This is a genomic window from Candidatus Thermoplasmatota archaeon, assembly GCA_038884455.1.
GTDB lineage: Archaea > Thermoplasmatota > E2 > DHVEG-1 > DHVEG-1 > JAWABU01.
This window is the reverse complement of the sequence record JAWABU010000020.1, coordinates 1-24,473: the sequence shown is the minus strand read 5'-3', so window position 1 is coordinate 24,473 and position 24,473 is coordinate 1. Positions and strand designations below refer to the sequence as shown.

25 protein-coding genes and 2 tRNA genes are annotated in these 24,473 nt (G+C 37.6%); 17 read left to right on the top strand and 10 right to left on the bottom strand.

What is annotated here, in order from left to right; all coding sequences use genetic code 11:
* The first annotated feature begins 121 nt into the window (after positions 1–121).
* Together QXL17_04750 and QXL17_04745 are read left to right on the top strand one after the other, a co-directional pair.
* Positions 122–1,417 carry a phenylacetate--CoA ligase gene (locus tag QXL17_04750; protein MEM4258443.1) on the top strand — a complete coding sequence of 432 codons (1,296 nt, stop codon included), beginning with the start codon at positions 122–124 and terminating at the stop codon, positions 1,415–1,417.
* A 41-nt stretch (positions 1,418–1,458) separates the two neighbouring features.
* Entirely contained in the window at positions 1,459–2,535 is a 1,077-nt protein-coding gene (locus tag QXL17_04745) for a hypothetical protein (GenBank protein ID MEM4258442.1), read from the top strand.
* Between the two features lie 241 nt (positions 2,536–2,776).
* Here the strand turns inward: QXL17_04745 and QXL17_04740 are convergent, their stop codons facing one another.
* Positions 2,777–3,550 (bottom strand): sulfide-dependent adenosine diphosphate thiazole synthase, encoded by a 774-nt coding sequence (locus tag QXL17_04740; protein ID MEM4258441.1) that lies wholly within the window; start codon positions 3,548–3,550, stop codon positions 2,777–2,779.
* Between the two features lie 89 nt (positions 3,551–3,639).
* Here QXL17_04740 and rimI point away from each other — a divergent pair, with 89 nt between their 5' ends.
* Positions 3,640–4,092 (top strand): ribosomal protein S18-alanine N-acetyltransferase, encoded by a 453-nt coding sequence (gene rimI, locus QXL17_04735; GenBank protein ID MEM4258440.1) that lies wholly within the window; start codon positions 3,640–3,642, stop codon positions 4,090–4,092.
* Here the strand turns inward: rimI and QXL17_04730 are convergent.
* Positions 4,072–4,383, bottom strand: a complete 312-nt coding sequence (locus QXL17_04730) for a UPF0058 family protein (GenBank protein MEM4258439.1) — start codon at positions 4,381–4,383, stop codon at positions 4,072–4,074. The two genes, rimI and QXL17_04730, sit on opposite strands and share 21 nt — an antisense overlap.
* A gap of 104 nt (positions 4,384–4,487) precedes the next feature.
* Positions 4,488–5,789 carry a DNA primase DnaG gene (dnaG, locus tag QXL17_04725; protein MEM4258438.1) on the bottom strand — a complete coding sequence of 434 codons (1,302 nt, stop codon included), beginning with the start codon at positions 5,787–5,789 and terminating at the stop codon, positions 4,488–4,490.
* A gap of 406 nt (positions 5,790–6,195) precedes the next feature.
* On the opposite strand from dnaG, the gene metG reads away from it, so the two are divergent.
* Together metG and QXL17_04715 are read left to right on the top strand one after the other, a co-directional pair.
* Complete coding sequence (gene metG / locus QXL17_04720) at positions 6,196–8,325, top strand: methionine--tRNA ligase (protein MEM4258437.1); 2,130 nt, start codon at positions 6,196–6,198, stop codon at positions 8,323–8,325.
* A gap of 14 nt (positions 8,326–8,339) precedes the next feature.
* The gene (locus tag QXL17_04715) at positions 8,340–9,236 is read left to right on the top strand and encodes a phosphoribosylaminoimidazolesuccinocarboxamide synthase (GenBank protein ID MEM4258436.1); all 897 of its coding nucleotides are present in this window, start codon (positions 8,340–8,342) and stop codon (positions 9,234–9,236) included.
* A 33-nt stretch (positions 9,237–9,269) separates the two neighbouring features.
* Here QXL17_04715 and QXL17_04710 read toward each other — a convergent pair whose 3' ends face one another.
* The 6 genes from QXL17_04710 to QXL17_04685 form a co-directional block, all read right to left on the bottom strand.
* The gene (locus QXL17_04710; GenBank protein MEM4258435.1) at positions 9,270–10,103 is read right to left on the bottom strand and encodes an NAD+ synthase; all 834 of its coding nucleotides are present in this window, start codon (positions 10,101–10,103) and stop codon (positions 9,270–9,272) included.
* A gap of 4 nt (positions 10,104–10,107) precedes the next feature.
* Entirely contained in the window at positions 10,108–11,439 is a 1,332-nt protein-coding gene (locus QXL17_04705) for a hypothetical protein (GenBank protein MEM4258434.1), read from the bottom strand.
* Between the two features lie 79 nt (positions 11,440–11,518).
* Positions 11,519–12,052 (bottom strand): KH domain-containing protein, encoded by a 534-nt coding sequence (locus tag QXL17_04700; protein ID MEM4258433.1) that lies wholly within the window; start codon positions 12,050–12,052, stop codon positions 11,519–11,521.
* Complete coding sequence (locus QXL17_04695; GenBank protein MEM4258432.1) at positions 12,049–12,837, bottom strand: serine protein kinase RIO; 789 nt, start codon at positions 12,835–12,837, stop codon at positions 12,049–12,051. The genes QXL17_04700 and QXL17_04695 overlap by 4 nt, the downstream gene beginning before the upstream one ends.
* Positions 12,827–13,168: a translation initiation factor eIF-1A gene (gene eif1A / locus QXL17_04690; GenBank protein ID MEM4258431.1), complete on the bottom strand. Its 342-nt coding sequence runs from the start codon at positions 13,166–13,168 to the stop codon at positions 12,827–12,829. Before eif1A ends, QXL17_04695 begins: the two co-directional genes overlap by 11 nt.
* 51 nt (positions 13,169–13,219) lie before the next feature.
* The gene (locus QXL17_04685; protein ID MEM4258430.1) at positions 13,220–13,774 is read right to left on the bottom strand and encodes an HD domain-containing protein; all 555 of its coding nucleotides are present in this window, start codon (positions 13,772–13,774) and stop codon (positions 13,220–13,222) included.
* A gap of 104 nt (positions 13,775–13,878) precedes the next feature.
* Here QXL17_04685 and QXL17_04680 point away from each other — a divergent pair, with 104 nt between their 5' ends.
* The 4 genes from QXL17_04680 (at position 13,879) to QXL17_04665 (ending at position 14,750) form a co-directional block, all read left to right on the top strand.
* The gene (locus QXL17_04680; protein MEM4258429.1) at positions 13,879–14,184 is read left to right on the top strand and encodes a response regulator; all 306 of its coding nucleotides are present in this window, start codon (positions 13,879–13,881) and stop codon (positions 14,182–14,184) included.
* Between the two features lie 59 nt (positions 14,185–14,243).
* A tRNA-Gly gene (locus QXL17_04675) sits at positions 14,244–14,315 on the top strand.
* Positions 14,316–14,335: 20 nt separating this feature from the next.
* Positions 14,336–14,458 (top strand) — tRNA-Leu (locus QXL17_04670).
* Positions 14,459–14,537: 79 nt separating this feature from the next.
* On the top strand, positions 14,538–14,750 hold the full coding sequence (locus tag QXL17_04665) for a hypothetical protein (GenBank protein MEM4258428.1): 213 nt from the start codon (positions 14,538–14,540) through the stop codon (positions 14,748–14,750).
* Positions 14,751–14,978: 228 nt separating this feature from the next.
* On the opposite strand, the gene QXL17_04660 is transcribed toward QXL17_04665, so the two are convergent.
* Positions 14,979–17,036 carry a sodium-translocating pyrophosphatase gene (locus QXL17_04660; GenBank protein ID MEM4258427.1) on the bottom strand — a complete coding sequence of 686 codons (2,058 nt, stop codon included), beginning with the start codon at positions 17,034–17,036 and terminating at the stop codon, positions 14,979–14,981.
* A gap of 228 nt (positions 17,037–17,264) precedes the next feature.
* Here QXL17_04660 and QXL17_04655 point away from each other — a divergent pair, with 228 nt between their 5' ends.
* From QXL17_04655 to QXL17_04620, 8 genes are all read left to right on the top strand, one after another.
* On the top strand, positions 17,265–17,987 hold the full coding sequence (locus QXL17_04655; GenBank protein ID MEM4258426.1) for a DUF599 family protein: 723 nt from the start codon (positions 17,265–17,267) through the stop codon (positions 17,985–17,987).
* 445 nt (positions 17,988–18,432) lie between these two features.
* Complete coding sequence (gene nuoE, locus QXL17_04650; GenBank protein ID MEM4258425.1) at positions 18,433–18,975, top strand: NADH-quinone oxidoreductase subunit NuoE; 543 nt, start codon at positions 18,433–18,435, stop codon at positions 18,973–18,975.
* Positions 18,976–18,980: 5 nt separating this feature from the next.
* Positions 18,981–20,870: an NADH-quinone oxidoreductase subunit NuoF gene (locus tag QXL17_04645; protein MEM4258424.1), complete on the top strand. Its 1,890-nt coding sequence runs from the start codon at positions 18,981–18,983 to the stop codon at positions 20,868–20,870.
* A 4-nt stretch (positions 20,871–20,874) separates the two neighbouring features.
* Entirely contained in the window at positions 20,875–21,486 is a 612-nt protein-coding gene (locus QXL17_04640; protein MEM4258423.1) for a 2Fe-2S iron-sulfur cluster-binding protein, read from the top strand.
* Positions 21,487–21,586: 100 nt separating this feature from the next.
* Positions 21,587–22,342: an ATPase domain-containing protein gene (locus QXL17_04635; GenBank protein ID MEM4258422.1), complete on the top strand. Its 756-nt coding sequence runs from the start codon at positions 21,587–21,589 to the stop codon at positions 22,340–22,342.
* Between the two features lie 12 nt (positions 22,343–22,354).
* A complete protein-coding gene (locus QXL17_04630; protein MEM4258421.1) occupies positions 22,355–22,930 on the top strand; it encodes a hypothetical protein in 576 nt (191 codons plus the stop codon).
* 21 nt (positions 22,931–22,951) lie between these two features.
* On the top strand, positions 22,952–23,518 hold the full coding sequence (locus QXL17_04625; GenBank protein MEM4258420.1) for a hypothetical protein: 567 nt from the start codon (positions 22,952–22,954) through the stop codon (positions 23,516–23,518).
* Positions 23,519–23,524: 6 nt separating this feature from the next.
* Positions 23,525–24,337 carry an RAD55 family ATPase gene (locus QXL17_04620; protein MEM4258419.1) on the top strand — a complete coding sequence of 271 codons (813 nt, stop codon included), beginning with the start codon at positions 23,525–23,527 and terminating at the stop codon, positions 24,335–24,337.
* The last annotated feature ends 136 nt before the right edge of the window (positions 24,338–24,473 follow it).

Genomic DNA, 24,473 nt, shown 5'->3' with positions numbered 1-24,473 from the left:
CCTTTTCTTGACCTTACTTTTTTAGGGAGATATTCTTTTCTGTTTAAAAAATCATGCTTTTTCATAACTATTATATGTGATGATAATATTCATGCTTAACTCTTCCGGAGGATAGAAACGTATGGCTGAGCCAATGTGGGATCCAAAAAACGAAGCAATCTCAAGCAAAGATCTGCACCAACTTCAACTACAACGATTAAAAACGTTGGTAAAAAGAGTGTATACGACAAACATCTATTATAAAAAGAAATTCGATGAACACAAAGTCAAACCCTCTGATATTAAAACGCTCCAAGACATCGAAAAAATACCATTTCTTACAAAACAAGATCTTCGTAATTATTATCCATTTGGTCTTGTCTGTACACCGCTTGATGATATCATTGAAGTGCATGCCTCGTCAGGTACAACAGGAAAACCAGTTGTAGGACCCTATACAAGGAATGATGTTGAACTTTGGGCTGAAGTTATGGCGCGTTCACTCTATGCAAATGGGCTACGAAAAAAGGATGTTATGCAAAATGCCTATGGATATGGTTTATTTACAGGTGCGCATGGTTTTGAAAAAGGTGCACAAAAGATTGGAGCTATGGTTATTACCATTAGTTCAGGAAACACCGAACGGCAAATTGATGTTATGCGGGATTTCGGCTCAACAGCACTTGCATGTACACCATCGTACTCGCTTCATATCGCTGAAGTTGCAAGTGAAAAAGGTCTTGATCCTGCAACAGATTTTAAACTTCGACTGGGTCTTTTTGGCGCTGAAGCATGGAGTGATGAAATGCGGAAAAACATCGAAAAAAGATGGAATATTACAGCTCATGAACACTATGGCTTAACGGAACTTATCGGTCCTGGTGTTGTCTCCGAATGTTCCTGTAAAAAACTGCACATTAATGCTGATCATTTTCTCCCGGAGATTATTGATCCAAATACTGGTGAGACACTTGATTTAAATGAAGAAGGAGAACTTGTCTTTACCACATTAACCAAAGAAGCATTTCCAGCACTACGATTTCGAACACGCGACCTTGCGTTAATTACTGAAGAAGAATGCGACTGTGGTCGGACGTTACCGATACAATCTCGAATCAAAGGGCGAAGTGATGACATGATGAAAATCAAAGGAGTTATTGTCTTTCCTTCACAAATCGAAGCAGCACTCATGCAGGTTCCGGGAGTGAGTGATAATTATCAAATCGTTAAGACACGAACTGGCGATATCTATTCATTGAGCGTTGAAATTGAACCAACTGAAGAACGATATCGTGAAGGGCATCTTGATGATTTAGAAAAGAAAGCTGAGCAGGAGATTTATAGAATTTTAAATCTCCATGTTCCTGTAAAGACTATCGCACCAAAAACAATTCCTCGAAGTACCGGAAAAGCAAAACGAGTCATTGAAAGAGTGTAAAAAGAGAACATTTTGGGCATAAAAAGGATGATGAAAAAACTATGCAGGAAATTATTGTAGCTGTACTCGACAAAATAACCGGGCTGTGGACCTTACCATGGATTCTCATTGGTTTTCTCCTAACAATCCTTTTTGCAAAAATATCGTCACGTGAAAGAATCGACGCAATTATGAAAAAAGTAGGTCTCATTTTATTGTATTTTTTCGTTCCTATATTGCTGTTTCGAATTTTTTTAAACACACCTTTTACAACACAACAACTCGCATTTACTGGGATCGTTGCAGGTATTCTTATTTTTATGTATGTTCTTGCGTTTCTCTATGCGCGATATACTGCATCTCGATTAAAACTTAACGAGCCATCACGAACTCTTTTTTTAAAAACCGTGCTTACCAATCAAGGTCGAAGCTCAGCATTTATCGGTGGAGCGATGCTTGCTATCTCCGAATGGAGTGTTCCAGCAGCAATTAACATGGCACTCGTTGGTATTGGCTTATTTGCAGTTATCCCGTATATCTTATCGAACTGGTACAAACGTGAACATCATCAGGATCAACAACAACAGCAGTTAAAAACGATTAAAGCGTTGCCCTGGTTTCTGAAACTCTACCCCTGGTATCTTCTGAGCTTTGTCGTCCTAGCAATACTCCTCCACCAAACAACAGGACTTACAACAAAAAATTTAGGCGATGCAGGACTCTATCTTCAGTTGTATACTGCAATTACAATACCTGCAGCTCTCTACTATGTTGGAGCAGGGATTCATCCCTCTGAACTCACCCGCAATCAACTAAAAAAATTACTCGGTAAAATCCAGAGCACAGATTCCGGGGAGCACATGATTTGGGTTCGAAAGATATTTCTTTTAACCGTTGTCATCACACCATGCATCATCGCATGTATCTTTGTCCCGCTGTATATCTTGAACATCATCTCTGGAGCATGGCTTTCTGTGATTCTCATCAATTCATTTCTTCCGGTGACGAGTACAAATATGTTTCTTGTACCCTACGGCATAGATAAAAAAACAACTGCACACGTTGTAACCTGGACGACAATCGTATGCGTACCCATTGTCGTACTTCTTATCTACCTATTTTCCCAATATCTCTCGTAATCGGAGCAGATATAAGAAAGAGTGGTTTATCTTGTAGTTCATTTGGTGAATACCTAACTACATATCTAACTACAAGCAACATTCATAAGTCGTATTCGTAATGAGACCTCCAGCTAGGAAGGATTTTCAAAATCATCAAAATTTTTCCATTGCTTATTGAAAGCACTATTGATTCCCATCCCACCTTCCTAGTATCCCCTTTTCAAGAAGCCCCTTCATCGTTTTTTTTGATGTTCTTTGTTTACTGTATTTGTTTTAAAATTATCTCAGCTGCTTTTTTCCCAGAAAGCAACATACCACCAAAAATAGGACCCATGCGGGGAGCACCATATACGGCATTTGCTCCCATACCTGCAACAATGAGACCAGGATACACCTCTTTAGTATTTTCAACGACGGTTTTTTCGCCGATCTCAGCACACATAGATCGTTCTTTTTCAAGATCACCGCTGGGTGTATTTAACGGTCCGACTTTTTGCCGAACGATACGACATATCTCAGCAGCATGACCGGTGGCATCGATACAATACTTTGCTTTGATGGTGAGAGGATCTACATGAAGCCCTGCCATTTCAACTGCAGTCCAATTGATGACAAAACCATTGACTTTTTTTCCTTGGAGTAACACATCTTCAACTGAAATTGCAGTAAAAATCCGTGTACCTGCGTCAATTGCAGTTGCACATAACTTGGTAACTGCTTCAATAGAATCAGCACTGAAATACCCATTTCCTTCGTCATGAAATTTGATATGAGCTTTGGTCAAAATAGATGTCGACTCTTTTTGTACGACAATGACTGGAAATGTCATCCCGCCGCCCCACATGCCACCACCGATAGATAATTTTCGTTCAAACAAAACAACTTTTTTTCCAGCACTGGCAAGATAGTTTGCTGCAGTTAATCCTGCTGGGCCGGCACCTGCAATCGCCACATCAACATCAAAACAATCCTGAAATTCTTTTGAAAAACGTTTGAAGATTGTTTTTGTTATCATAATATCGTCAATAACGATAAGAAACACCTCTGGCTGCATCCTTTATTGATGTACTATTTTTAAAGATACCGCTAATGCTTTAAAACAGATGCGTATCTGTATCTTTTGTGGTTTTGATACGTCGTGTTTGCGCAGAAGACATCGTCACGGTAGTTAGACTAGCATCTGAGAATTTACCAGAGCGCTATAATCCTGCTATTTTTAATCATTTTTATGAACAATTTCCTCAGGGTTTCCTAGTTGCTGAAGATCAGGGTGGTCTTGTTGGTTTTCTCATTGGGGTTAAAACGAGTCATACGACTGCTCGGATTCTCATGCTTGCTGTTGTTTCTTCCCAACGACGAAAAAAAATCGGGTCGTTATTGCTTTACCATTTTGTTGAAACTATGGAACTATATCAGATTAACATCATTGAACTTGAAGTTCGAACGAGTAATACTCCAGCTATTCGATTTTATACAAAGCATGGCTTTATCATTCAAGGTACCTTAAAAAATTTTTATCAAAACCATGAAGATGCATATTTAATGATTTTACCGTTACGGATTAATCATCGTTGATTTCTCTTTATCAGTCATAAAACGAAGCATCATCTGGTCCAGACGATTTGCGATTTTTTCAAGACTTGGATCATGAGTATTATTTGATAATATTGACGCGATGTCTTTACTTAGTGTAAAAACCGCAAGTTTATGCTCTCGTTTTGATTTGTGGATCTGGTAGGGTGTAATCTCAAGTTTTTCATATGATGATGGTTTACATCCACCATTGTTATTTTCACAAAGTTGTTCAAGTTGTGTTCGTATCTGATATAAAAAAGTATGAAGTTGTATCAATTCGTCTTTCTGCATTGGTACGCGCCCACCATTGTGATAATACTATAAACGGTTTTTATATTTTTGCTCGGCACATGAGCAATATGACAAAAAAATAAAAAAAAGAAAGCAATAATGTATTATTTCTGAAAATCGTTCTTCGTTAAAACTTTTATCGCTTTGGGTAATTTTACTACGTTGCCAAGTTTTATCCCTACGATTTCGCGAACATTTTTATTATTTGCAATATCAAGAAGTCGTTGTGTAATAATACCATCAAAGACAACAGCGGTAACATGATCATCTTTTTTTATTTCATCGGTGAGTTCTCGCACGGGTATTTTTCGAAGTTCATTCCCATTACTATCGAATAACACTGCTTTCAGGGATCCTGAAATATCATTGAGTATTTGTTCATAATGTTTTTGTTTTTCTGGAGTAATCTCAGGAGGTTCTTCTTCAAGTTGTGGTTGTTGTGGTTTTTCTTGCGGTTGTTCTTGGAATTGTTCTTGTTCATCTCGTCGTTCTTTTTTCTTCTGTTGGAATAACTCTTTTTTTGATTTCTGCTGTCGATCATCGCCGTTCTGTCTCAGATCATCTCGTTCTATTTTGATGTTATACATATCCATGTATTGTTCACGGGGTATCTTATTTTTCAATGCTTTCATGATTAGTTTCTGCGGAATTTCTTCGACTTCTCGAGTTTGAGGTGCTCGAGCGATAAAATCAACATCTGCTACTTGTAATAATTCCTTTAAAATAAGTTCTCCGCCACGATCACCGTCAACAAAAACCGTGGTAATTTTCTCTTTTGTCAGATCAATAACGGTTTTTGGAACATTGGTCCCACCGACAGCGATAACATTTTTTATCCCGTATTTCAATAGATTCAATACATCACGTCGTCCTTCAACGATAATGATCGCGTCGCTTTCTTGAATGTTCGGACCAGCAGGGCAATGATCTTGACCATAAGATGTAATTTCTTCAATCTGAATTGATTGTCGAACATTATCAGAGATGCTTTCCCCTTCTGTTTTACTTTTTTCCATGATCTCGTTGAGTAACTGTTTTGCGCGTTCGATGACTTGTTTCCTTCGGGATACGCGAACATCTTCAACTTCATCAACTTTAATGGTTGCCTTACAAGGACCAACTCGATCGATGCTTTCAAATGCAGCGGCAAGAATAACTGTTTCAACTTTATCAAGGGATGTTGGTAAGGTAATCATTCCTTCACTTTTTCCATTTTTTGATTCAATGTCGACTTCTATTCTACCAACCCTCGCTGATCGTTGAAGCTCACGAAGATCAAGCTCGTCGCCAAGAAGACCTTCGGTCTGACCAAAAATAGCACCGACGACATCAGATTTTTCAATAATTCCGTCTGCTCGAATTTTAGCCTTAATTAGATATTTTGTTGTTGATGGATCTATTACCATAATCTATTCACCTTATGTTTTCTTTTTATCAACCTTCTTTTGAAAAATAGCACTTGTCTACCAGTATCATGGTAGGCGAAGCAGGTTTTTTATCTATTATCTCATCTATGTATGGTACAGGAGATTTTTTGATTTAAGGAATTTAATCATAGGTAAATCTCAAGATGAGAAAACACCATGAATCAGTGCTATTTCTCATGAAGTTGATTTAATTCGAATACATATCATACAAGATTGTATTGTATATAAACCTTGTGCTCGAAATTGTCAACATGGTTATTTACACAACGGGTGATAGCACTTGGAAGATATTGCCTCCTTCTTTACGCTGTGTAGATTGGATGATCGTGATCCCTCGTTTATAGATAAAATTAAATGAAACGTTTCTTATTCCTGCTTGATCTCTATGAGTTCCAAGATATTTATCGGTGTTGCATGGCCCTATGCAAATGGATCATTACACTTAGGACATATCGCTGGATGTTATCTACCTGCTGATATATTTGCTCGATTTCATCGATTAAAAGGTGATGATGTCCTGATGGTTTCAGGAAGCGATGAACATGGGACTCCAATTACAATTACAGCAGATAACGAAAAAACTACACCGCAGGAGATCGTTGATCGTTATCATCAAGAGCATAAGGAGAATATGCGGCAATTCGGAATTTCATTTGATCTTTTTACCCGAACTACAACCAAAAACCATGAACAGGTTGTTCAAGAGATATTTACAATCTTGTATACTAAAAAGTATATCTATAAAAGTACGATCCAAGCATATTACTGTGAACGCTGTCATCGTTTTCTACCTGATCGCTATATTGAAGGAATCTGTCCTTGTTGTCACAGAGAAGGGGCACGGGGAGATCAGTGTGATCACTGTGGAAAACTGTTAGAATGTTTCGAACTTGACCAGGTGAAATGTAAACTCTGCGGTACACCACCAGTTATTCGTTCAACTGAGCATTTCTTTTTTGCTTTAAGTAAGTTTGAATCACCGCTTCTTCAGTATATTCAAGGAAACACTCATTGGCGGGCAAACGTTTTAAGATTTACTGAAAATTGGCTAAAAGGAGGTCTGAAAGATCGAGCGATAACCCGGGATATAACCTGGGGGATTCCTGTGCCGTTACCCGGTTTTGAAGAAAAAAGAATATACGTTTGGTTTGATGCGGTCATTGGATATCTTTCAGCAAGCAAGGAATGGGCATGCGCTCAAGGAAAAAAAGACCTCTGGGAAATGTGGTGGAAAAATACCAACTGTAAACATTATTATTTCCTGGCAAAAGACAATATTCCCTTTCATTCAATTATCTGGCCTTCAATTCTTATGGGATATGATCACCATTTGAATCTGCCGTATGATATTCCAGCAAATGAATATCTTCTCCTCAAAGGAGAACAGTTTTCAAAAAGCAGAAAAATTGCAATTTGGGTTCCAGACATTCTACAAAAAGTCGATCCCGATGCCGTTCGATATTATCTTTCAATTAACATGCCTGAAAATAAAGATACGAATTGGTTATGGAACGATTTTATAGCAAAAAATAATGATGAGCTTGTAGGGACGTATGGAAATTTTGTTCATAGGGTACTTACTTTTATCAACAAAAACTTTGGTGTGCTCAGGAAACCAGAAACATTTACAAGTGCTGACAAAGAAGCATTGAAAAAGATACAGGAAACCTCGCAAGAGGTAAGCGATGCGATCAGTCACTGCATGTTTAAAAAAGGTCTCCGTTCAGCAATGAATCTAGCACAATATGGAAATGTTTATTTTGATCAGAACCAACCATGGATCTTGGTAAAAAAAGATACAGAACGTTGCAATACTGTTTTATATGTGTGTCTGAAAATCATTCAGGCATTAGCAGTATTCACAGCACCGTACCTTCCTTTTGGTTCTCATACGATATGGAACAGCATTGGTTTTACCAAGCCGATATCACGTTGGGATGATGCTTTTTCTGAACTTCCAGAAAATAAACACATTGATAAACCCCTTCCTGTTTTCAAAAAATTGGAGCTTTCTATGATTGTTGAAACTACCGACCCGTTTTCAAAGGTTGATCTTCGTGTTGCAAAAATTGAGCACGTTCAAGATCATCCAAAGGCAGATAAACTCTACATCCTATCTATTGATATCGGTCCACTTGGAAAAAGGACGATAGTTGCTGGAATCAAACCATATTATTCAAAAGACGAACTTCAGGGAAAAAAAATCGTAATTGTTAATAATCTGAAACCTGCGACAATTCGAGGTATTGAATCAAAAGGAATGCTCCTTGCTGCAGGAGATGATATAGGTACTGTTGTTTTGCTTAACCCAGGAGATGCATATCCTGGGGCTGAGATTCTTGTTGAAGGTATACCCCATGAGCCAGTCTCTGTTTTAGAATTTGATGATTTCAAATCTATACAGATGACCACAAATGACAATGACGAAATTGTGTACAACGGAAAGCCACTTAAAATCAAAAACATTACTGTTAAAACTGATAAAAAAATTAAACCCGGTTCGCAGGTTCGATAAAAAGGAGGCAGCCTATGGTTGTACAGACTGTTGTTCAAACGGAATTGCCTTTTAAAATTCTTAATCGCGGTAAAGTTCGCGATCTCTACGAGATTGACAATAAACTTCTCATTGTGGCAACTGATCGCATTTCAGCATTTGATCATGTCCTTCCAGATCCAATCCCTAAAAAAGGAATATGTTTAACTCAACTATCAAAATTTTGGTTCGAGTTTACTCAAGATATTGTCCCAAATCATTTTATTACTGCAGATATAGAAAAATATCCTGCAAAACTTCGTGAACATAAGACATCTCTCAAATATCGTAGTATGCTAGTAAAAAAAGCAAAAGTTCTACCTGTTGAATGCATTGTTCGAGGTTACATCTCTGGGTCTGCCTGGAATTCTTATAAACAGGATGGAACAGTTTGTGGTATAAAATTAAGAAAAGGTTTACGCGAATCAGATAAATTTGATGAGCCTTTATTTACTCCTTCAACTAAGGCAGCCTCAGGTCATGATATTAATATTTCATTTGAAAAAATGAAGAACATCATTGGATTAAAAAATGCTACGAAACTCAAAGAATATTCGTTGGCATTATATTCAACAGCTGCTGATTATGCGTTAAAACGAGGCATTATCATTGCTGATACTAAATTTGAATTCGGTGTGCTTAATAATGAAATTATTCTTGTAGATGAAATTCTTACTCCGGATTCTTCTCGGTTCTGGCCAGCAGATTCATATGAACCTGGAAAACCACAGCCAAGTTTTGATAAACAATACGTTCGAGATTATCTTCTCTCGATAGGATATGATAAAGATTCAACGCCACCTCATCTTCCGGATTCAGTAATTCAGGTAACTCAGCAGAAATATCAAGATGCATATGAGTTGTTAACCGGGAAAAAGTTTTCTTTCAGATAAAGAAATCATCGATTTGCATCGATTTGTTCTTTTTTATTCTTTTTGAATTGATGAACGCCAATCAAATCCTGGTGTCCGTATCCCTATTTTTGGGATAAGTGGCATCCGTCGTTTATGTTGGCTAGTTTTCCATCGATTTTTGACGTAGTCAATATCTTTTTGTTGAACTCCTGCTTCTTTTTGAATTATAGCATCATCGATTTTTAGTTCAAGACCATATAAAATTTTATCAAGAATCTGATAGGATAATCCAATTTCTTTTTCATCTGTTTGTCCAGCCCATAATCCAGCTGACGGAGGTTTTGAGAGAAACTGTTCTGGTATGTTAAGGTATTGTGCCAGATGAAAAACTTGAGTTTTATAGAGATCTCCAAGTGGTTGGAGATCAACACCACCATCTCCATATTTTGTAAAATATCCTATTAAAAATTCTGATTTATTTGACGTACCACAGACAAGACTTCTTTTCTCGTTGGCAAATGTAAATAGCAATACCATCCGGATACGAGTTTTTATATTTGCTAATGTTAATTGGTTTATTTTCTGTGGATAAACCTTCATAATAGATTGAAGTATTGGAGTAATGTTGATCTCGGTGCACGAAATACCTACTGTTTGAATAAGAAGTTCGAGATCTTTTCTGTCCTGAGGTGGCGTTGTTTCATCCGGCATAAATACTCCATGAACATGATTTCTTCCAAGTGCTTTCGTGCATAAAACAGCAACCACTGATGAATCAATCCCTCCTGATAGACCAAGAACTACGTCATCATATCCTGAGGTATGCACATAGGTTTTAATGAACTCTTGGAGAATCGTAGAAACTTCTTCAGGATTAATCATTAGAGAAAAATCGATACTTTTCATCGCTTCACGTCCATGTTTCGATTGATTCTTTTAAAATTGATCCTGCTTCTTTAATTACCGTATCATCAACTGATGAAAAAGAAGCACGTGCAATTGCAAGAGGAATACGACGAATATAGTCAGACATACGGAGATCTCGTCGTAAACTTGTATGATAATACTTTTCTACAATTTCATTCATCTCAGAGAGATATTGATCGACAGATTTTTCAGAGGCTGTAATCTGTGGTTGAAAACCACGTGCAAGCTTCACCCATTGGTCATAATAGTCATGTTTTTCTTTAACTTCAGCATTTCCATAGAATTTCTTTTTAAATAGATCAAAACGATCTTCTTTACTGATGTTTGAAACTTTTACAATCAACGCACATCTACTCATCAGAAGTGGAGATAAACCAATATCTGATAAAGCTTTTTTACCAAACACCTTTGTTTTTGGATTTGCAAAAGCAATCATGATAAAATCACTTTCAATGGTTTGATGAAATTTTGCTGAATGAATGCTACATTTGCCATTGGATAATAATTCGTAGCAATATTCGATATCGTCGTGTGGTATTTTATCAAATTCATCGACCAAGACAAGTTTTTTATGAGCATGAGGCAACGCTCCCAGGTCACCAGTTCCCAAATTACAAACCAGCCCAGAACGTGTGGTATTCGCACCGATAGTTATTACACCCGTGAACTGTTCTGTGATGATTTCTTTTGCCATGGTTTTGCTACTTCCGGGTTCGCCGATGATCAAACTGTGAACCGGTTCTTCAAACGTTGAAAAAATACTTGCCGTTAAAACTTTTTTCATAATGTCGTTTCCATGAATCTCCTGAAAAATATTCTTCCAGAAACCGTTAAATCCTCGTTTCTGAGCAAATGAGATTAGTTCATCATCGGGAAGATAGATGCCGTTTTTTTCCCGAAGATCACTCTTTTTCGACTCAAGAATTTCTTGCAGGCTTTCCGCTTTGCTCAGAATGAGATTAAAACCTTGGGATTTCCTCGAAAGTTTCAAAATAGATCCATCGAGTTTTAATACGGTACTCCCCCAACCAACCGTATAAACATCAACGGCATTTAACACTGATTTAATCACTGCGCGGTCAGTACTTTTAACTGTTATTTCAATTAAATCTTCATTTTTAATTGTGATATCTGTGATATTTCTATTTGCAAGAATATTTCGTGCCCGTTGAATTAACATATTCCCTTTTGTGGTACCAAGACCAAGGGAAGATGCTGACATAATTGCTAATTGTTCAAGGGTCGTAATACCCATATTTTCTAATTTTTTCCGATCAGAGGGTATAACTCCAAGTAAACTAAGATCGTCCTCCATGGTTTCACGAACTGAAAGGCTATGGCAAACAACGATTTAAACTTTCGGGATTCTACAGAATATAAAAGAAGAAAATATACTATACTAAACCTAAACGGAGTTTTTTCATTTCACGTTCAAGAAAACGATACACAGTTTGATGTTCGCTACCACTGAGAAGCATGTCTATGGCGCGTTTTACGAGATCCATTGTTTCAAAATGAGATATTACAGCAACAGTATGACCATAAATGGAGATTTGAGCATCGGTTAATTGTTCAATGGTTTTTTTTGTTTTTCCTTCTCTGCCGATGATTCGGCTTTTTAACCGAGTAATATGGGTTTCTTTTTTACCACCGTAGTCGTAGATATCAAAAAGGAAAAACTCGTTTTCTTCTTGGAATAAAAGCATTGCACGTTCAGGTGAAAATCCTCGTCCGATTGCTTTTATGACATCCTCTGCCTTTAAAATTGAAAGTTGATCATGCGTTTCGTGGTCGTCGATACAGATTTCTCCTTCATTTGAATCGATCTCGATTTTTGTCTGTGACCTTTGTTCGATTTGTTTTTTTATTTCCCCATTTGGGCCAATTAGCACACCAATTCGTTCTTTTGGAATTCGTAAATATCTCATACTTTTCCCTTCTGTTTATGTATTTTTTTCAGGATTTGTTCTTCAGAGGCAGTTATTTTGTATTTTCTGAAATATGAAACAATATTATGAATATCTCGTTTTAAAAAATCTTCTGCAGAGGGATGTTCTAGAACCACTGCTTGTCCAACATCGATTATCACAGGTTTCTCCTTATATAAAAGTATATTGTACGGACTTAGATCTGCATGAACCAAACCAGCATGTTGATACAACCTCTTCATGGACAAAGTCAGACTATTGAATATCCTCTGAGGGAATTTTAATTTGTAATCTTTCAGCATGGGTGCAGGTTGTTGAGACGAACCAATATACTCCATGACAAGAATATTTTCAAGACGTTTAATTGGTACCGGTACCCGTATTTTCTCCTGATGCATTCGTTCTAAATTTTTAAATTCTTTTTTTGCCCATTCTAAGATAATGCCCCGGCGATTTTTTGTAGTAAATCGGAATCGTGGGTCTCCTTCGATATAGTGGATAATATGTTTAAAGGTCAGTGTTGAAGTGCGATAAATTTTAAGTGCAACAAATTCTTGGTTTGGCGTTACTGCTCTAAATACATTTGCTTCTTTTCCGGTGGATATCGGAAAATCAACATACTCAATAATTTGATCAGAAATAAGTTTTCCAATGTTCAGAAGTGTATGGCGATCAAAAACTTCACTAAGTGTTTTTCGATCGGAACCGGATTTCTGGAGAAGTTCTCGTGTTTGCTGATCTAGTTTTTTCAACCATTTATCATGAATGTCAAACTCAAAAGACATTAATCTCCTCTGGTAATAATTTTCGCCTACTCAATGAAATTGCTTGTGTTCTGCTGTATCGAAATACGATGTCTGCTTTTTCATCTTGGATTGACCATGGTTTTATAATGAGGAGATCACCGACTCGAACTCGTGCTTTTCGTTTCATTTTTCCAGGTATTCGTGCCAGTCGAGATTTTCCGTCTTCGCAAATAACATTAATGCGTGAGCCGCCCATGAGTCGTTCAGCAATTGCAAACATTTCGTTATCGCGTTTTCTGGGTAATGGCAAGCGGATGTATTCTTCTCCTGTTGTTTCTTCTTGATTTTCTTCGTGGGTAAAATTGTCCATGAGATCCCTCATCATTATATGCAATGACTATTAATACTCTTGCTTTAGTTTTTATATGCCAAGTTCTTCTGAGATGTTTTGTAATGCTTTGAGACTTAATTCTAGGAATATTTCAAGATCAATACCACAGTCGAAACAGAGTTCTATTCTTTTTCGGTTACATCCTGTAGCAAATGATTTATCTTTATATTTATTAATCAGGGTTTTTAAGGTGACCTCTCTGAGTTTTTTTGACGGCATGACTAATGCTGTAGCGATGATCAAACCTAAAACAGCATCAGCTGCAATTAATGCTTTGTCAAGTTGTGTTTCTGGTATTTGCTCAGTAAATTGATAATTATGTGCTTTAATTGCATGCAGTGCTTCTTCAGGCAATAAATCTTGTACAAGATTTGCTGTTACTGATGCATGGGTATGTGGAGCATCTTTCGTATGATCATAGTCAAGATCATGGAGAAGACCAGTCAACCCCCAAAGTTCTTCATTTTCACGAAGATAACAAGCCGTCCGTTTTAAAATAGCTTCAACTGCTAACGAATGTTTTATCAGATTTGTGGTTTTAACATATTTTTTGAGTAGTATCATTGCTTGCGTTCGATTAATCATAGTATGCTGGATAGGATGATATAAGTTCATTTAAAACTTTTGACCTTACTGTACAGCAAAATATTAAGATACCATATTTGATAATCTTTGCTATGTGAAGTTATATGCCAACGATAATGATTGTTGATGATGAAAAAAATGTTATTGACCAGATGAAATTTTTTTTGCAAACTGAATCTTTTGAGGTTCTAACAGCCGAAACTCCTCGAGAAGCATTGGAATATATGGATCGCAATAGTGAAAACAAGGTTGATTTAATTTTAGTAAATACTTTTATTCCTGGAACTGAACAAAAAGCATATTTTTCGTTAAAACCATCGTCTCGCTTTAACACTGCTTCAAATGATGATATATTACCTAAACCGTTTACCAAGGATCAATTGCTATCCTACCTTTGGAAAAAAATCTAAAAGCGATGTTTTTATAGTAAACTACAAAAACAATAACCGTATTTTACCTTTTCAATTCTGCGGATGTGATCTAGTGGTTATGATTGAGGCCCTCCAAGCCTCTTGCCCGGGTTCGAATCCCGGCATCCGCATGTTCTTTGTAATTATCTATGCAGGGGTAGCCAAGCCTGGCCAACGGCGCAGGACTTAAGATCATCTAATCAAAAAAGATAAAGGTTCGTGATGAGACATCCTGTCTCGCAGGAGTCCGAGGGTTCAAATCCCTTCCCCTGCATAATTTTATGAAAAGATATAAGTCCTGGTTGTTTTATTTTATTTTGTAACGAGCACTGCACAATTGAAGGTGTCTTAAAATGAAGAATGAAGAGTGTACGATTTACATTATGAAAGGCAAGAAATGTATCAACAAGTTTAAAAAAGATAAGGTTGGATGGAGCCTGACCATTTCTACTGGTCGTATGTTTCCTTGTACTTGTGAGCAGATGGTTTCTCATTTACTTCCTGCTTTAGCATTTGGAAGTAGAAAGGGTATAACAGTCAAGGTCGTTCCTGATAAAGAAAATTGAAGTTTCATAAGAATTCTGTAGATTATTTACTAATGAATCTGCTCTTTTGTTTCACTAGGAGTAGCGGTTTAATTTTACATGTATTTTGGTGTTCAAATCCCTTCTCCCTGCATTTCTACTTTCTTTGCTTGTATCTCATCGAGTGATATAAAAAAAATATAGAAAAGAAAAATATACTTGCCTCTTTCCGTTATTGTATTATTGCTAAGTATTCCAATGAACTATTTTCTATCCAAAGATAACAAATAATGGAAGAAAGACAAGTGATACAATTGACATAAGTTTAATTAGGATATTCAGTGACGGTCCAGAGGTATCTTTACAAGGATCACCAACAGTGTCACCAATTACAGCTGCTTTATGAGGTATTGAACCTTTTCCTCCAAGGTTACCAGCTTCTATGTACTTTTTTGCGTTGTCCCAGGCACCGCCAGCATTTGCAAGAAAAACTGCAAGCAAGAAACCTGCAGCAATTGAACCGAGCAGCAGACCCCCAAGACCAGCAGGTCCAAAAACTACTCCGATAATAATCGGAGAAACAACCGCCATGACACTTGGGAGTATCATCGCTTTTAATGCTCGATTTGTACTGATCGTTACACAGCGTTTGTAATCGGGTTTACTGTTTGGATCGGTTAGTAATTTAAATGTTTTAAACTGATATCGAACCTCTTCAACCATGCTATATGCGGTTTTTCCAACAGCACCCATAGTTAATGCAACAAAGACAAACGGAAGCATAGCACCTAGAAAAACACCGGCAACTAAGTTCGGATTGCTAATCGATAGCATTTGTCCAATGAGTGCTTCTGAATAGTAGACTTTTAATGAAACTATAAATGTGGCAATTAACGCAAGTGCTGTTATCGCGGCAGATCCAATTGCAAATCCTTTCCCCATAGCTGCGGTTGTATTGCCGACTGCATCGAGAGATTCTGCGCGTTCTCTTACCTCTTGACCCATGCCACTCATCTCAGCGATACCAGCTGCATTATCAGCAACTGGTCCATAGCAGTCTGTTGCAAGAGAAATACCAAGGACACTAAGCATCCCTACGGCAGCTAAGGCAACACCATAGAAATCTGCAAGGAAATACGCAAGAATCATAGCAATAACAACAGAAATCACAGGTATAATTGTACTCATCATGCCGATTACCATACCTTGGATAATGACTGTAGCTGGGCCCGTTTTAGCGGATTCAGCAATGGTTCTTGCTGGTTTCTGTTTTTCGGAGGTGAAATACTCAGTGCTTAAGCCGATAATAAACCCGGCAATCAAACCAGCAAGCATCGCAAAGTAAGGATTCAATTGACCCTGTAATAAAAACCATGTTGCGATACCACCGAATATACCAACTAAAATTGTGCTGACGATTAATCCATTTCGGAGCGCTGTATAGACATTTGCCTTTTTGCCGGTTCGAACAAAGAACATGCCGATAATAGAAGAAATGATACCAACACTTGCGATGATAAGTGGAAGAAGAAGCGCGTTTTCTCCATAGTTAATAAAGGCAAAACCTCCAGCTATAGCTGCTAATGCCATGGTAGCGATAATTGCTTCGACATAGGATTCATAAAGATCGGCACCCATGCCTGCGGTATCGCCGACATCATCACCGACAAGATCAGCAATCACTGCAGGATTTCGAGGGTCATCTTCTGGAATTCCTTCTTCAACTTTGCCAACAAGATCAGCTCCAACATCAGCAGATTTGGTGTAGATGCCACCACCTACACGTGCAAATAAAGCTACCGATGATGCTCCAAAACCGAATCCAAAAAGAATATTCGTAACAAGCAGAGGTGTATATCCTAGAAACTCAATAAAAAAGAGGTACGTTCCCCATATTCCTAATATTCCAAGACCAACAACAAACAATCCCATGACCGCACCACTAGAAAAAGCGATTGATAATCCTTTGTTTATATTTTGTTTTGCTCCTTCAGCTGTTTTGACATTTGCTTTTGTTGCAATTCTCATTCCAATATTGCCAGATGCCATAGACAGAATAGCACCAAGTACAAATGCGAGTGCGGTCCCCCAATGCATAGTACTTCCAGGAATCAATGATGCAAGAATTAGAATTATCATAACTGATATGATAAAAACTGCGAGAACCTTATTCTCGCTATTTAAAAAGGCTATTGCTCCTTCTCGGATCGCTTTGCTGATGTCTTGCATTTTTTCAGTACCTGAACTTTCTTTATTTATTCGGTACATAAAAAAACCTGCACAGATAAGTGCAATGATTCCAGCTATAATTGGTATGAATACTATCATATCTTACTCCTCCCATATTTTACATTTATTTTTCTGAAGTCTTGGCTTTACCGGTTCTTGACAATTCTAGCAGATATGAACGGTACGCCTCATCTCCACGAGGTGAATACGACACATGTATAAATGTTTTCTTGTTTTTTCACTTAAAGGAGCTATCAGATAAGTATCTGGTTAGTGAATTTTATAAATCAAAATTTGTTTCGTACTGTTTACACTGAGGTTGTACCTATGAGTTCCAATGAGCTGTTGGATCTTCTTGCGTTTATCATTTTTGTTATTTGTGTCTCTATCTTTGCAATTGGGCTTGTCTACAAAATCAAACGTCCGAGTTGGGGGGAACGAGGTTTTCTTAATATTATGTATGAACTATGGGTTAAACGAATGATCAACCCTGAAGAAACAATTGTTGCTGTTCAGACCATGCGAAACTTAATCATGGTGGTTACTTTTCTCTCCTCCTCAATGCTTCTTTTGCTTGGTTTGCTGTTGCAGAGTTCTCCGATTGATTCAAATTCTTTGATATATCCTCTTCAATCCTCTGGTGGAGTGTTTGCACACTATAAACTCATGCTCTTTGTCGCAGTAATTGTTTTTTCAGTTACGATGTTCTTATTATCACTCCGTCAAATGGTCCGTTTTTCGATACTTATTGGCATATCCAGTGAGTCAATCAAAAAATTATCAGATGAATATAGACTATTATCCAAGCAGAAAACAAAAAATCAAAAAAACTGTTATTACATTGATGCTGAACGGTTAAAAAGAGATGCATTTTTACGAGCTATGAATCGGTTTACGTTTGGGATGCGTGCAGTATTCTATGGTATCGTGATTACGTTATGGTTCGTGAATGTCTACGCTTTTATTATTGGTACGATTTTTTTAACACTCTTTCTCATAATCCATCATGATGTTGAACCATGTCATCATGAAGAAGAAATACCTTTATAAAAAAGATGTTCTTTGTTAGTTCTATAGGAAATTCTCCTTTATAGCCCTGCTCATTGGATCATCTTTTGACAAAGGTTTTGAAAAATAGTTTTTACTTTGTCGTTCGTACGCAATATTTATAATCTCTTTTACCTTCTCATCCTTCAAAATATGTTAAACAGTTAAACACAAAGTGATTCCCATGGCTAAAGAAAAAACAAAATCCCATTTTGTTGGAGTACGACTAACTGAACAACAAAAAAAAGCTTTACACAATCTAGAAAAAACCTCTGAATTAAGTAAAAGCGATATTCTCCTCCGAGGCCTTGAATTACTCTCAGAATACTATTCCCTTGGTCTAGATCAACCTCCCCTTAGTACCGAATTGAAAAAGCTTGAAGAAGAAGCAATACAGCACCTCCAAGCTCTTAAACAAATTAAAAAAAGAGAAGAATCAGTTAAACAAATGATCCAAGAACTCAGAGAAATCGATGAAATCATTGATGAATACCAGGGTCAAAAGAATGCTCTCATTCAAATACTTCTGAAGATTCAAGAAAAAAAACACTGGTTACCAAAGCCAGCTTTACTTTGGGTGTCAGAACGACTTAATATTCCGATGGCGCAAATTCTCCAAATTGCTACTTTTTATAAAGCTTTTAGTTTGGAACCGCATGGTGAACATATTATCCGAGTCTGTCTTGGAACCGCATGCCATGTACGAGATGGTCCAAAAATTCTCGAAGCAGCAGAACAACATCTTGGAATAAAATCAGGAGAAACAACACCTGATTTAAAATTCACCCTCGAAAGCGTTAACTGCCTTGGCTGTTGTGCACTTGGACCAGTTATGATGGTCGATACAAACTATCATGGAAAATTACGACCCTCCGAAGTACCAGAGATCCTTGAACAGTATCGAACTGATACTTCTGCATTAACCAACGAACAACAAAAAAGAAAACCAACTGCCCAACATCAACCGGCATCTCCCGTAATAAGTAGGTGAAAAAAATGACGAAAATTACTTCTAGAAAAGAATTAGAACAATACCGAAAAAACCTTCAAAAACAAAAAGGTTCAAAAAACATTACAATTTCAGTCTGCGCTGGTACTGGCTGTCTTGCTCTCAAAGCTCAAGAAGTCGTCGATAATTTCAGAGAAGAAATCAAGAAACATAAACTCTCAGCAAACGTCGAAGTAAAAGAAGCCGGGTGTCCTGGTTTTTGTGAAAAAGGAGCTCTTGTCGTCATTCATCCTGAAGAAATCAACTATATCAAAGTTCAACCTGAAGACGTTGCTGAAATTGTTTCTGAAACAATTGTCAAGAAAAAAGTTATTCCACGATTATTATACACTGATCCACACAGTACAAAACCAATAAAAAAAGAATCAGACATTCCTTTTTATAAACATCAAAAGCGGATACTCCTTGGAAACAACATGAAAATTGATTCAAAAAATATTGATGATTATATCCTTTACGGTGGATATAGTGCTCTTGCAAAAGCATTGTTTGACATGAAACCTGAAGAAGTCCTTGAAGAAGTGAAAAAATCCAATCTTCGAGGTCGTGGTGGCGGTGGTTTTCCCACGGGGAGAAAATGGGAAACTACGAGAAACGCCCAAAGCGATAAAAAATACGTTATTGTCAACTGCGATGAAGGAGATCCAGGTGCGTTTATGGATCGAGCACTTATGGAGGGAAACCCACATCTTGTTCTTGAGGGACTTATGATTGGCGGATATGCTATAGGAGCAAATGAAGGTTTTGTCTATGTCCGACAGGAATATCCTCTTGCGGTTGAAAACACTGAAATTGCGATAAAAAAACTTGAGGAACTTGGATTACTCGGAAAAAATATTCTCGGATCTGGGTTTGATTTCACGATTACTGTTCATCGAGGTGCAGGTGCTTTTGTCTCTGGAGAATCAAGTGCGCTGATGTCTGCCATTGAGGGGAGGGTTGGAGAACCACGACCAAAATATATTCATACTGCTGTGAGTGGTTTGTGGAATAAACCAACTTGTTTGAACAATGTTGAAACCTGGGCAAATGTACCTCTGATCATCAATAATGGAGCTGCCTGGTTCCAGAAAATCGGCACCGAGAACAGCAAAGGAACAAAAATTTTCTCTCTCGTCGGCAAAGTCAATAATACCGGACTGGTCGAAGTTCCTATGGGAACAACTCTTCGAGAAATCATTTACACCATTGGAGGAGGTGTTCCAAATGGTAAAAAATTCAAAGCAGTACAGACCGGTGGTCCTTCAGGTGGCTGTTTGCCAGAAAAATATCTCGATCTTCCTGTAGATTTCGACGAATTATACAAGGTCGGATCTATGATGGGTTCTGGCGGAATGATTGTCATGGATGAAGATACCTGTATGGTGGACATTGCTCGTTATTTTGTCAATTTCCTGTCTCAAGAATCCTGCGGGAAGTGTATACCTTGTCGTGAAGGATTACGTCATATGCTTCGTATTTTAAATGATCTTACCACCGGGGAAGCAACTGAGGATGATGTGAAACTTTTGGAGGAACTTTCTGAAGTTGTTCAACTTTCGTCACTCTGCGCTCTTGGACAATCTGCTCCAAATCCGGTTCTAAGTACTCTCCAATACTTCCGTGATGAATATCAAGCTCATATCAATGGTGAATGTCCCGCAAAAGTCTGCAAAGGATTACTCACGTTTACCATTGATGCTGCGAAATGTACCGGTTGCGGTCTGTGTATGAAAAATTGTCCTGTTGAAGCGATTACCGGAGAAAAGAAAACAGTACATCATATTAATTCTGATATTTGTATTAAATGCGGTAATTGTTACGAGGTGTGTAAATTTAATGCAGTACAAAAAGCAACCGGCAAACAAAAAAAAGTAGTATCTGTAGAGCGGAGGTGACTTAATGGGAACGGTATCATTAACAATTGACGGTAAAACAATCCAAATCGAAGAAGGAAAAACAGTGCTTCATGCAGCACAAAAAGCAGGAATCGAAATACCAACATTATGCCATCATGACCAGCTTGAACCCTACGGAGCATGCAGATTATGCATGGTCGAAATAGAAAAAAACAACAGGAAAAAACTTGTTGCGTCATGCTGCTATCCTGTTGAAAACGGATTAATTGTCCGAACAAAAACAGACAGCGTTGACAAAATTAGAAAAATGCTCATAGAACTCCTTCTCTCAAACTGTCCGAGTGGGGAACACGTTGAGATGGCAAAAAAGTATGGTATTACTCAATCTCGATTTAAACAAGCTGATACCCCTGAGTCACCTTGTAGTCTCTGTGGTCTTTGTGTTCGATATTGCAATGAAATAAAAAAAGAACATGCAGTCTGCTTTGTAGGACGCGGAGTTGATCGTGCTGTTGCTTTAGTACCTGGTGTTTCTGATGTGTGTAAAACCTGTCGAGCTTGTTTTTCAGTCTGCGATGCAGGAAAAATTGTGTATCTAGTTGATATGGTGCAAGATATATCCTGTCCACCACTTCGACCAATGAAAAAACAATAGAAATTTTCTTTCTTTTTTTCTTTTTTCAAAACCTTAAGTTTTATATTATAGCTCTGTATATCACGTACATACATTTGTTGAACAGGTTGAGGAGAGGGCTATGCCTAAAAAAGAATTGGTTTCAACAGGAATTGTAGAACTTGATACTCAGATGAATGGTGGTATACCAACAGGAAGCACTGTGCTAGTAACCGGCTGTAGTGGTTCGGGTAAAACAACACTCTGTATGCAGTATCTTTTTGATGGAGCAAGAAAAGGTGAACGCGGGGTCTTTTTTACCATCACCGAGCCCTTGTTTAAACTTACAAAAAACCTCGAAGGTTTTTGTTTTTACGATAAAAAACTTATTGAATCTGGGATGGTCAACATCATTGATCTTCGGATTATCAGCGAACGACTTGGTCTTGATGCTGAAAAATATACGGTTGAGGATGCTGGTGCGTTGCTTGATATTTTAAAGGATATTGCTGATGAACTTGATGTCAAACGCTTAGTCATGGATTCTATTACAGCACTGTGTTATCGATTGCAGACACGAGAGATGATTCGTGATTTTATTTTTAAACTCGGAACGTCGCTTGCTGTTATGAATTGTACAACGTTTTTAACCTCGGAGGTGCCACCACGAACATATAAATTCTCACAATATGAAATTGAAGAGTTTATTTCTGATGGTATTATTTTTCTTGGTGATCTGGAACGGCGTGGTGATCTTATTCGAACATTACAGGTTGTTAAAATGCGAGGTATTTCTCATTCCCGCACAAAATACGCAATGAACATATCATCACAACGAGGTATCGAGCTGGTTCCTTTGTTACGCTCCTCTGAATTTGAATCGTTGTTGAAACATTAAGGAGAGATAAAAATGGTTGATGCGATAATAGAAGGAATAAAAGATCGTGTTGGCGTAGCAATTAAAATTAACCAATCGGTTGGTATACAAGTACCGGAAAATCGACATGAAAATCTTCGACAAGCCTTGTTTACCTCAATGTCCAGCAATGCTCAGGATACATGGACCTTTGTTACCATCAGCAACACCTATGATTATCTTGTTAAAAAATACAAACATATTACCGAACTCCCGAATGTCAGATTTATTGATTGTATCTCTCGAGTCATCGGCATTTCTGAATTAGATAAACACTGCACCTATATTGAAAGTCCAACGATGCTTGAGAAAACCGCTCTAGAAATAATTAATAGTATCCAAACCAGTAAGAATGAAGGAGATAAATACATAGTTATTGATTCGCTCAGTGCATTAATGATCTACAATGATTCAGAAATCATCAGGGAATTTGTGTATTTTTTAATGAATCGAACTCGTGCTGAAAACGTCCATCTTGTTACCATCGTCATTGAAGAAGAAATGGATACTGATAAACTTATTCAGTTAAATGACAAGATAATTGTATTACGAGATTCGTTTATTGAATAAACATCAACCTGGGTTTAAAGTATGATAGAATCAGTAAAAAAAATTTCAACTAGCGGTGGCGGGGCAATTTGGATTCCTGAAAAAAAGGAATGTCCTGAGTTGATCCAGCGGCAAGAAACTGCATTTCAAGCCGCTGTGTCTAAACTTCTTGCAAGCAGCGGAAATATCGAACTCGTTCTTCAAACCGGAGAAGCATTCGGTCGGGGGCTATTTGCTGAACGTCTACAAGAGAAACCACAAGAATGGACACTGCAAACTTGGCTTCAACATACCTTACAAGAAATCTTTTTACCACTTGGCGCAGAATTTTCTTTTACAAAAATTACAGATAATGAGGTACAATCTCATCTCACTAAGTCAACTCTTTTATCAAATACCACAGAAACCACTGTTTCTTCACTCTTCACATATGGCGTTTTACGAGGATTATTCCTCAGTGCGTTTCCCAAAGGAGAAGTGCTTCTTACAAGTTCAGATCCAGATGCTACACAAGCACCTCAGATTTGTTTCAAAGCATATGCATCATATAAGGACCGATTTGAACGAGAACGAGTAAAAAACTCGTTTCTTATTACGAAAAAATTATAAAGGCATATGGATACAATGATCAAAGAGTCATTCATAGATAATTCTACAACAGAAAAAAAAGAAGGGTTTATTAGCACAGGAATTGAAAAACTTGATCGACTCCTTGAAGGTGGCATCCCCACTGGTTTTACAACCGTCATTCTTGGATCACCTGGAAGCAGTACCGAAATTTTAGTTAAACAGATTGCAGCAGCAGGTAATGCCTTATATATCACCACTGAAGAGACCAAAGATGAAATCATCGATACCATGAATCGTTTCAAATGGAATCATAGCGGTCTTGAATTCGTCGATGTTTCAGCAAAGTATTACCAAAACGTTTTGAAAACAGAGCAAAAAAGAGTCAGCATCTACGAACAACGATCCAAACTCAAACTCAAAGAACTTATAGAAATAGGGTCATCAGGTATGCCATCAACCGTGACCGGAGATGAAGATTACCTCGCAGTCGTATCAAACAAGATAAAAGATGCACCAGCACTTCGTATGGTTATCATTAATTCTCTTGATTTTTTCCTCAGCCAGTATCGTCAAGAAGACGTATTAAAGACAATTTATGCTTCTAAAATCACCAATCTTAAAAAACGTGGTGCCTTCATTATTGTCATGACGAAGGGAATTCATGGAGAACTTCTCGAACGAAAACTTGAAGGTCTTGCTGATTGTGTTCTTGAACTTGATGTTATCCAAAAAGGATCATCGTTTGAACGGTTTCTTTCCGTAAAAAAGATGAGAAATTATGCAAAAAAAATAGGCATCGCCCGATATGTCATAGATGATAGTGGTTTTGTTCTCGAGATGATAGAACGAATCATGTAACGTTCTTCATATTCATCTTTTTTTAAAACGTGAAATTTATACTTTCATCTCTGAAGGACATTGGGACAGAATTCCATAATCAGTCTTTAAGGATGATAACATAGGCTCGTTTGCCTATGTATTTTTTTGGTGCATC

Excerpts from the sequence above, each read along its gene's own strand:
- QXL17_04630 (MEM4258421.1), top strand. The coding sequence starts at position 22,355 with ATGGTTGATGCGATAATAGAAGGAATAAAAGATCGTGTTGGCGTAGCA.
- nuoE (MEM4258425.1), top strand. The coding sequence starts at position 18,433 with ATGATCCAAGAACTCAGAGAAATCGATGAAATCATTGATGAATACCAG.
- QXL17_04620 (MEM4258419.1), top strand. The coding sequence starts at position 23,525 with ATGGATACAATGATCAAAGAGTCATTCATAGATAATTCTACAACAGAA.
- QXL17_04665 (MEM4258428.1), top strand. The coding sequence starts at position 14,538 with ATGAAGAATGAAGAGTGTACGATTTACATTATGAAAGGCAAGAAATGT.
- QXL17_04705 (MEM4258434.1), bottom strand. The coding sequence starts at position 11,439 with ATGGAGGACGATCTTAGTTTACTTGGAGTTATACCCTCTGATCGGAAA.
- eif1A (MEM4258431.1), bottom strand. The coding sequence starts at position 13,168 with ATGGACAATTTTACCCACGAAGAAAATCAAGAAGAAACAACAGGAGAA.
- QXL17_04685 (MEM4258430.1), bottom strand. The coding sequence starts at position 13,774 with ATGATTAATCGAACGCAAGCAATGATACTACTCAAAAAATATGTTAAA.
- QXL17_04625 (MEM4258420.1), top strand. The coding sequence starts at position 22,952 with ATGATAGAATCAGTAAAAAAAATTTCAACTAGCGGTGGCGGGGCAATT.
- QXL17_04730 (MEM4258439.1), bottom strand. The coding sequence starts at position 4,383 with ATGCAGAAAGACGAATTGATACAACTTCATACTTTTTTATATCAGATA.
- QXL17_04635 (MEM4258422.1), top strand. The coding sequence starts at position 21,587 with ATGCCTAAAAAAGAATTGGTTTCAACAGGAATTGTAGAACTTGATACT.
- QXL17_04695 (MEM4258432.1), bottom strand. The coding sequence starts at position 12,837 with ATGTCTTTTGAGTTTGACATTCATGATAAATGGTTGAAAAAACTAGAT.
- QXL17_04700 (MEM4258433.1), bottom strand. The coding sequence starts at position 12,052 with ATGAGATATTTACGAATTCCAAAAGAACGAATTGGTGTGCTAATTGGC.
- QXL17_04750 (MEM4258443.1), top strand. The coding sequence starts at position 122 with ATGGCTGAGCCAATGTGGGATCCAAAAAACGAAGCAATCTCAAGCAAA.
- QXL17_04655 (MEM4258426.1), top strand. The coding sequence starts at position 17,265 with ATGAGTTCCAATGAGCTGTTGGATCTTCTTGCGTTTATCATTTTTGTT.
- QXL17_04645 (MEM4258424.1), top strand. The coding sequence starts at position 18,981 with ATGACGAAAATTACTTCTAGAAAAGAATTAGAACAATACCGAAAAAAC.
- QXL17_04680 (MEM4258429.1), top strand. The coding sequence starts at position 13,879 with ATGCCAACGATAATGATTGTTGATGATGAAAAAAATGTTATTGACCAG.
- QXL17_04745 (MEM4258442.1), top strand. The coding sequence starts at position 1,459 with ATGCAGGAAATTATTGTAGCTGTACTCGACAAAATAACCGGGCTGTGG.
- metG (MEM4258437.1), top strand. The coding sequence starts at position 6,196 with ATGAGTTCCAAGATATTTATCGGTGTTGCATGGCCCTATGCAAATGGA.
- QXL17_04715 (MEM4258436.1), top strand. The coding sequence starts at position 8,340 with ATGGTTGTACAGACTGTTGTTCAAACGGAATTGCCTTTTAAAATTCTT.
- QXL17_04710 (MEM4258435.1), bottom strand. The coding sequence starts at position 10,103 with ATGAAAAGTATCGATTTTTCTCTAATGATTAATCCTGAAGAAGTTTCT.
- QXL17_04660 (MEM4258427.1), bottom strand. The coding sequence starts at position 17,036 with ATGATAGTATTCATACCAATTATAGCTGGAATCATTGCACTTATCTGT.
- QXL17_04640 (MEM4258423.1), top strand. The coding sequence starts at position 20,875 with ATGGGAACGGTATCATTAACAATTGACGGTAAAACAATCCAAATCGAA.
- dnaG (MEM4258438.1), bottom strand. The coding sequence starts at position 5,789 with ATGGTAATAGATCCATCAACAACAAAATATCTAATTAAGGCTAAAATT.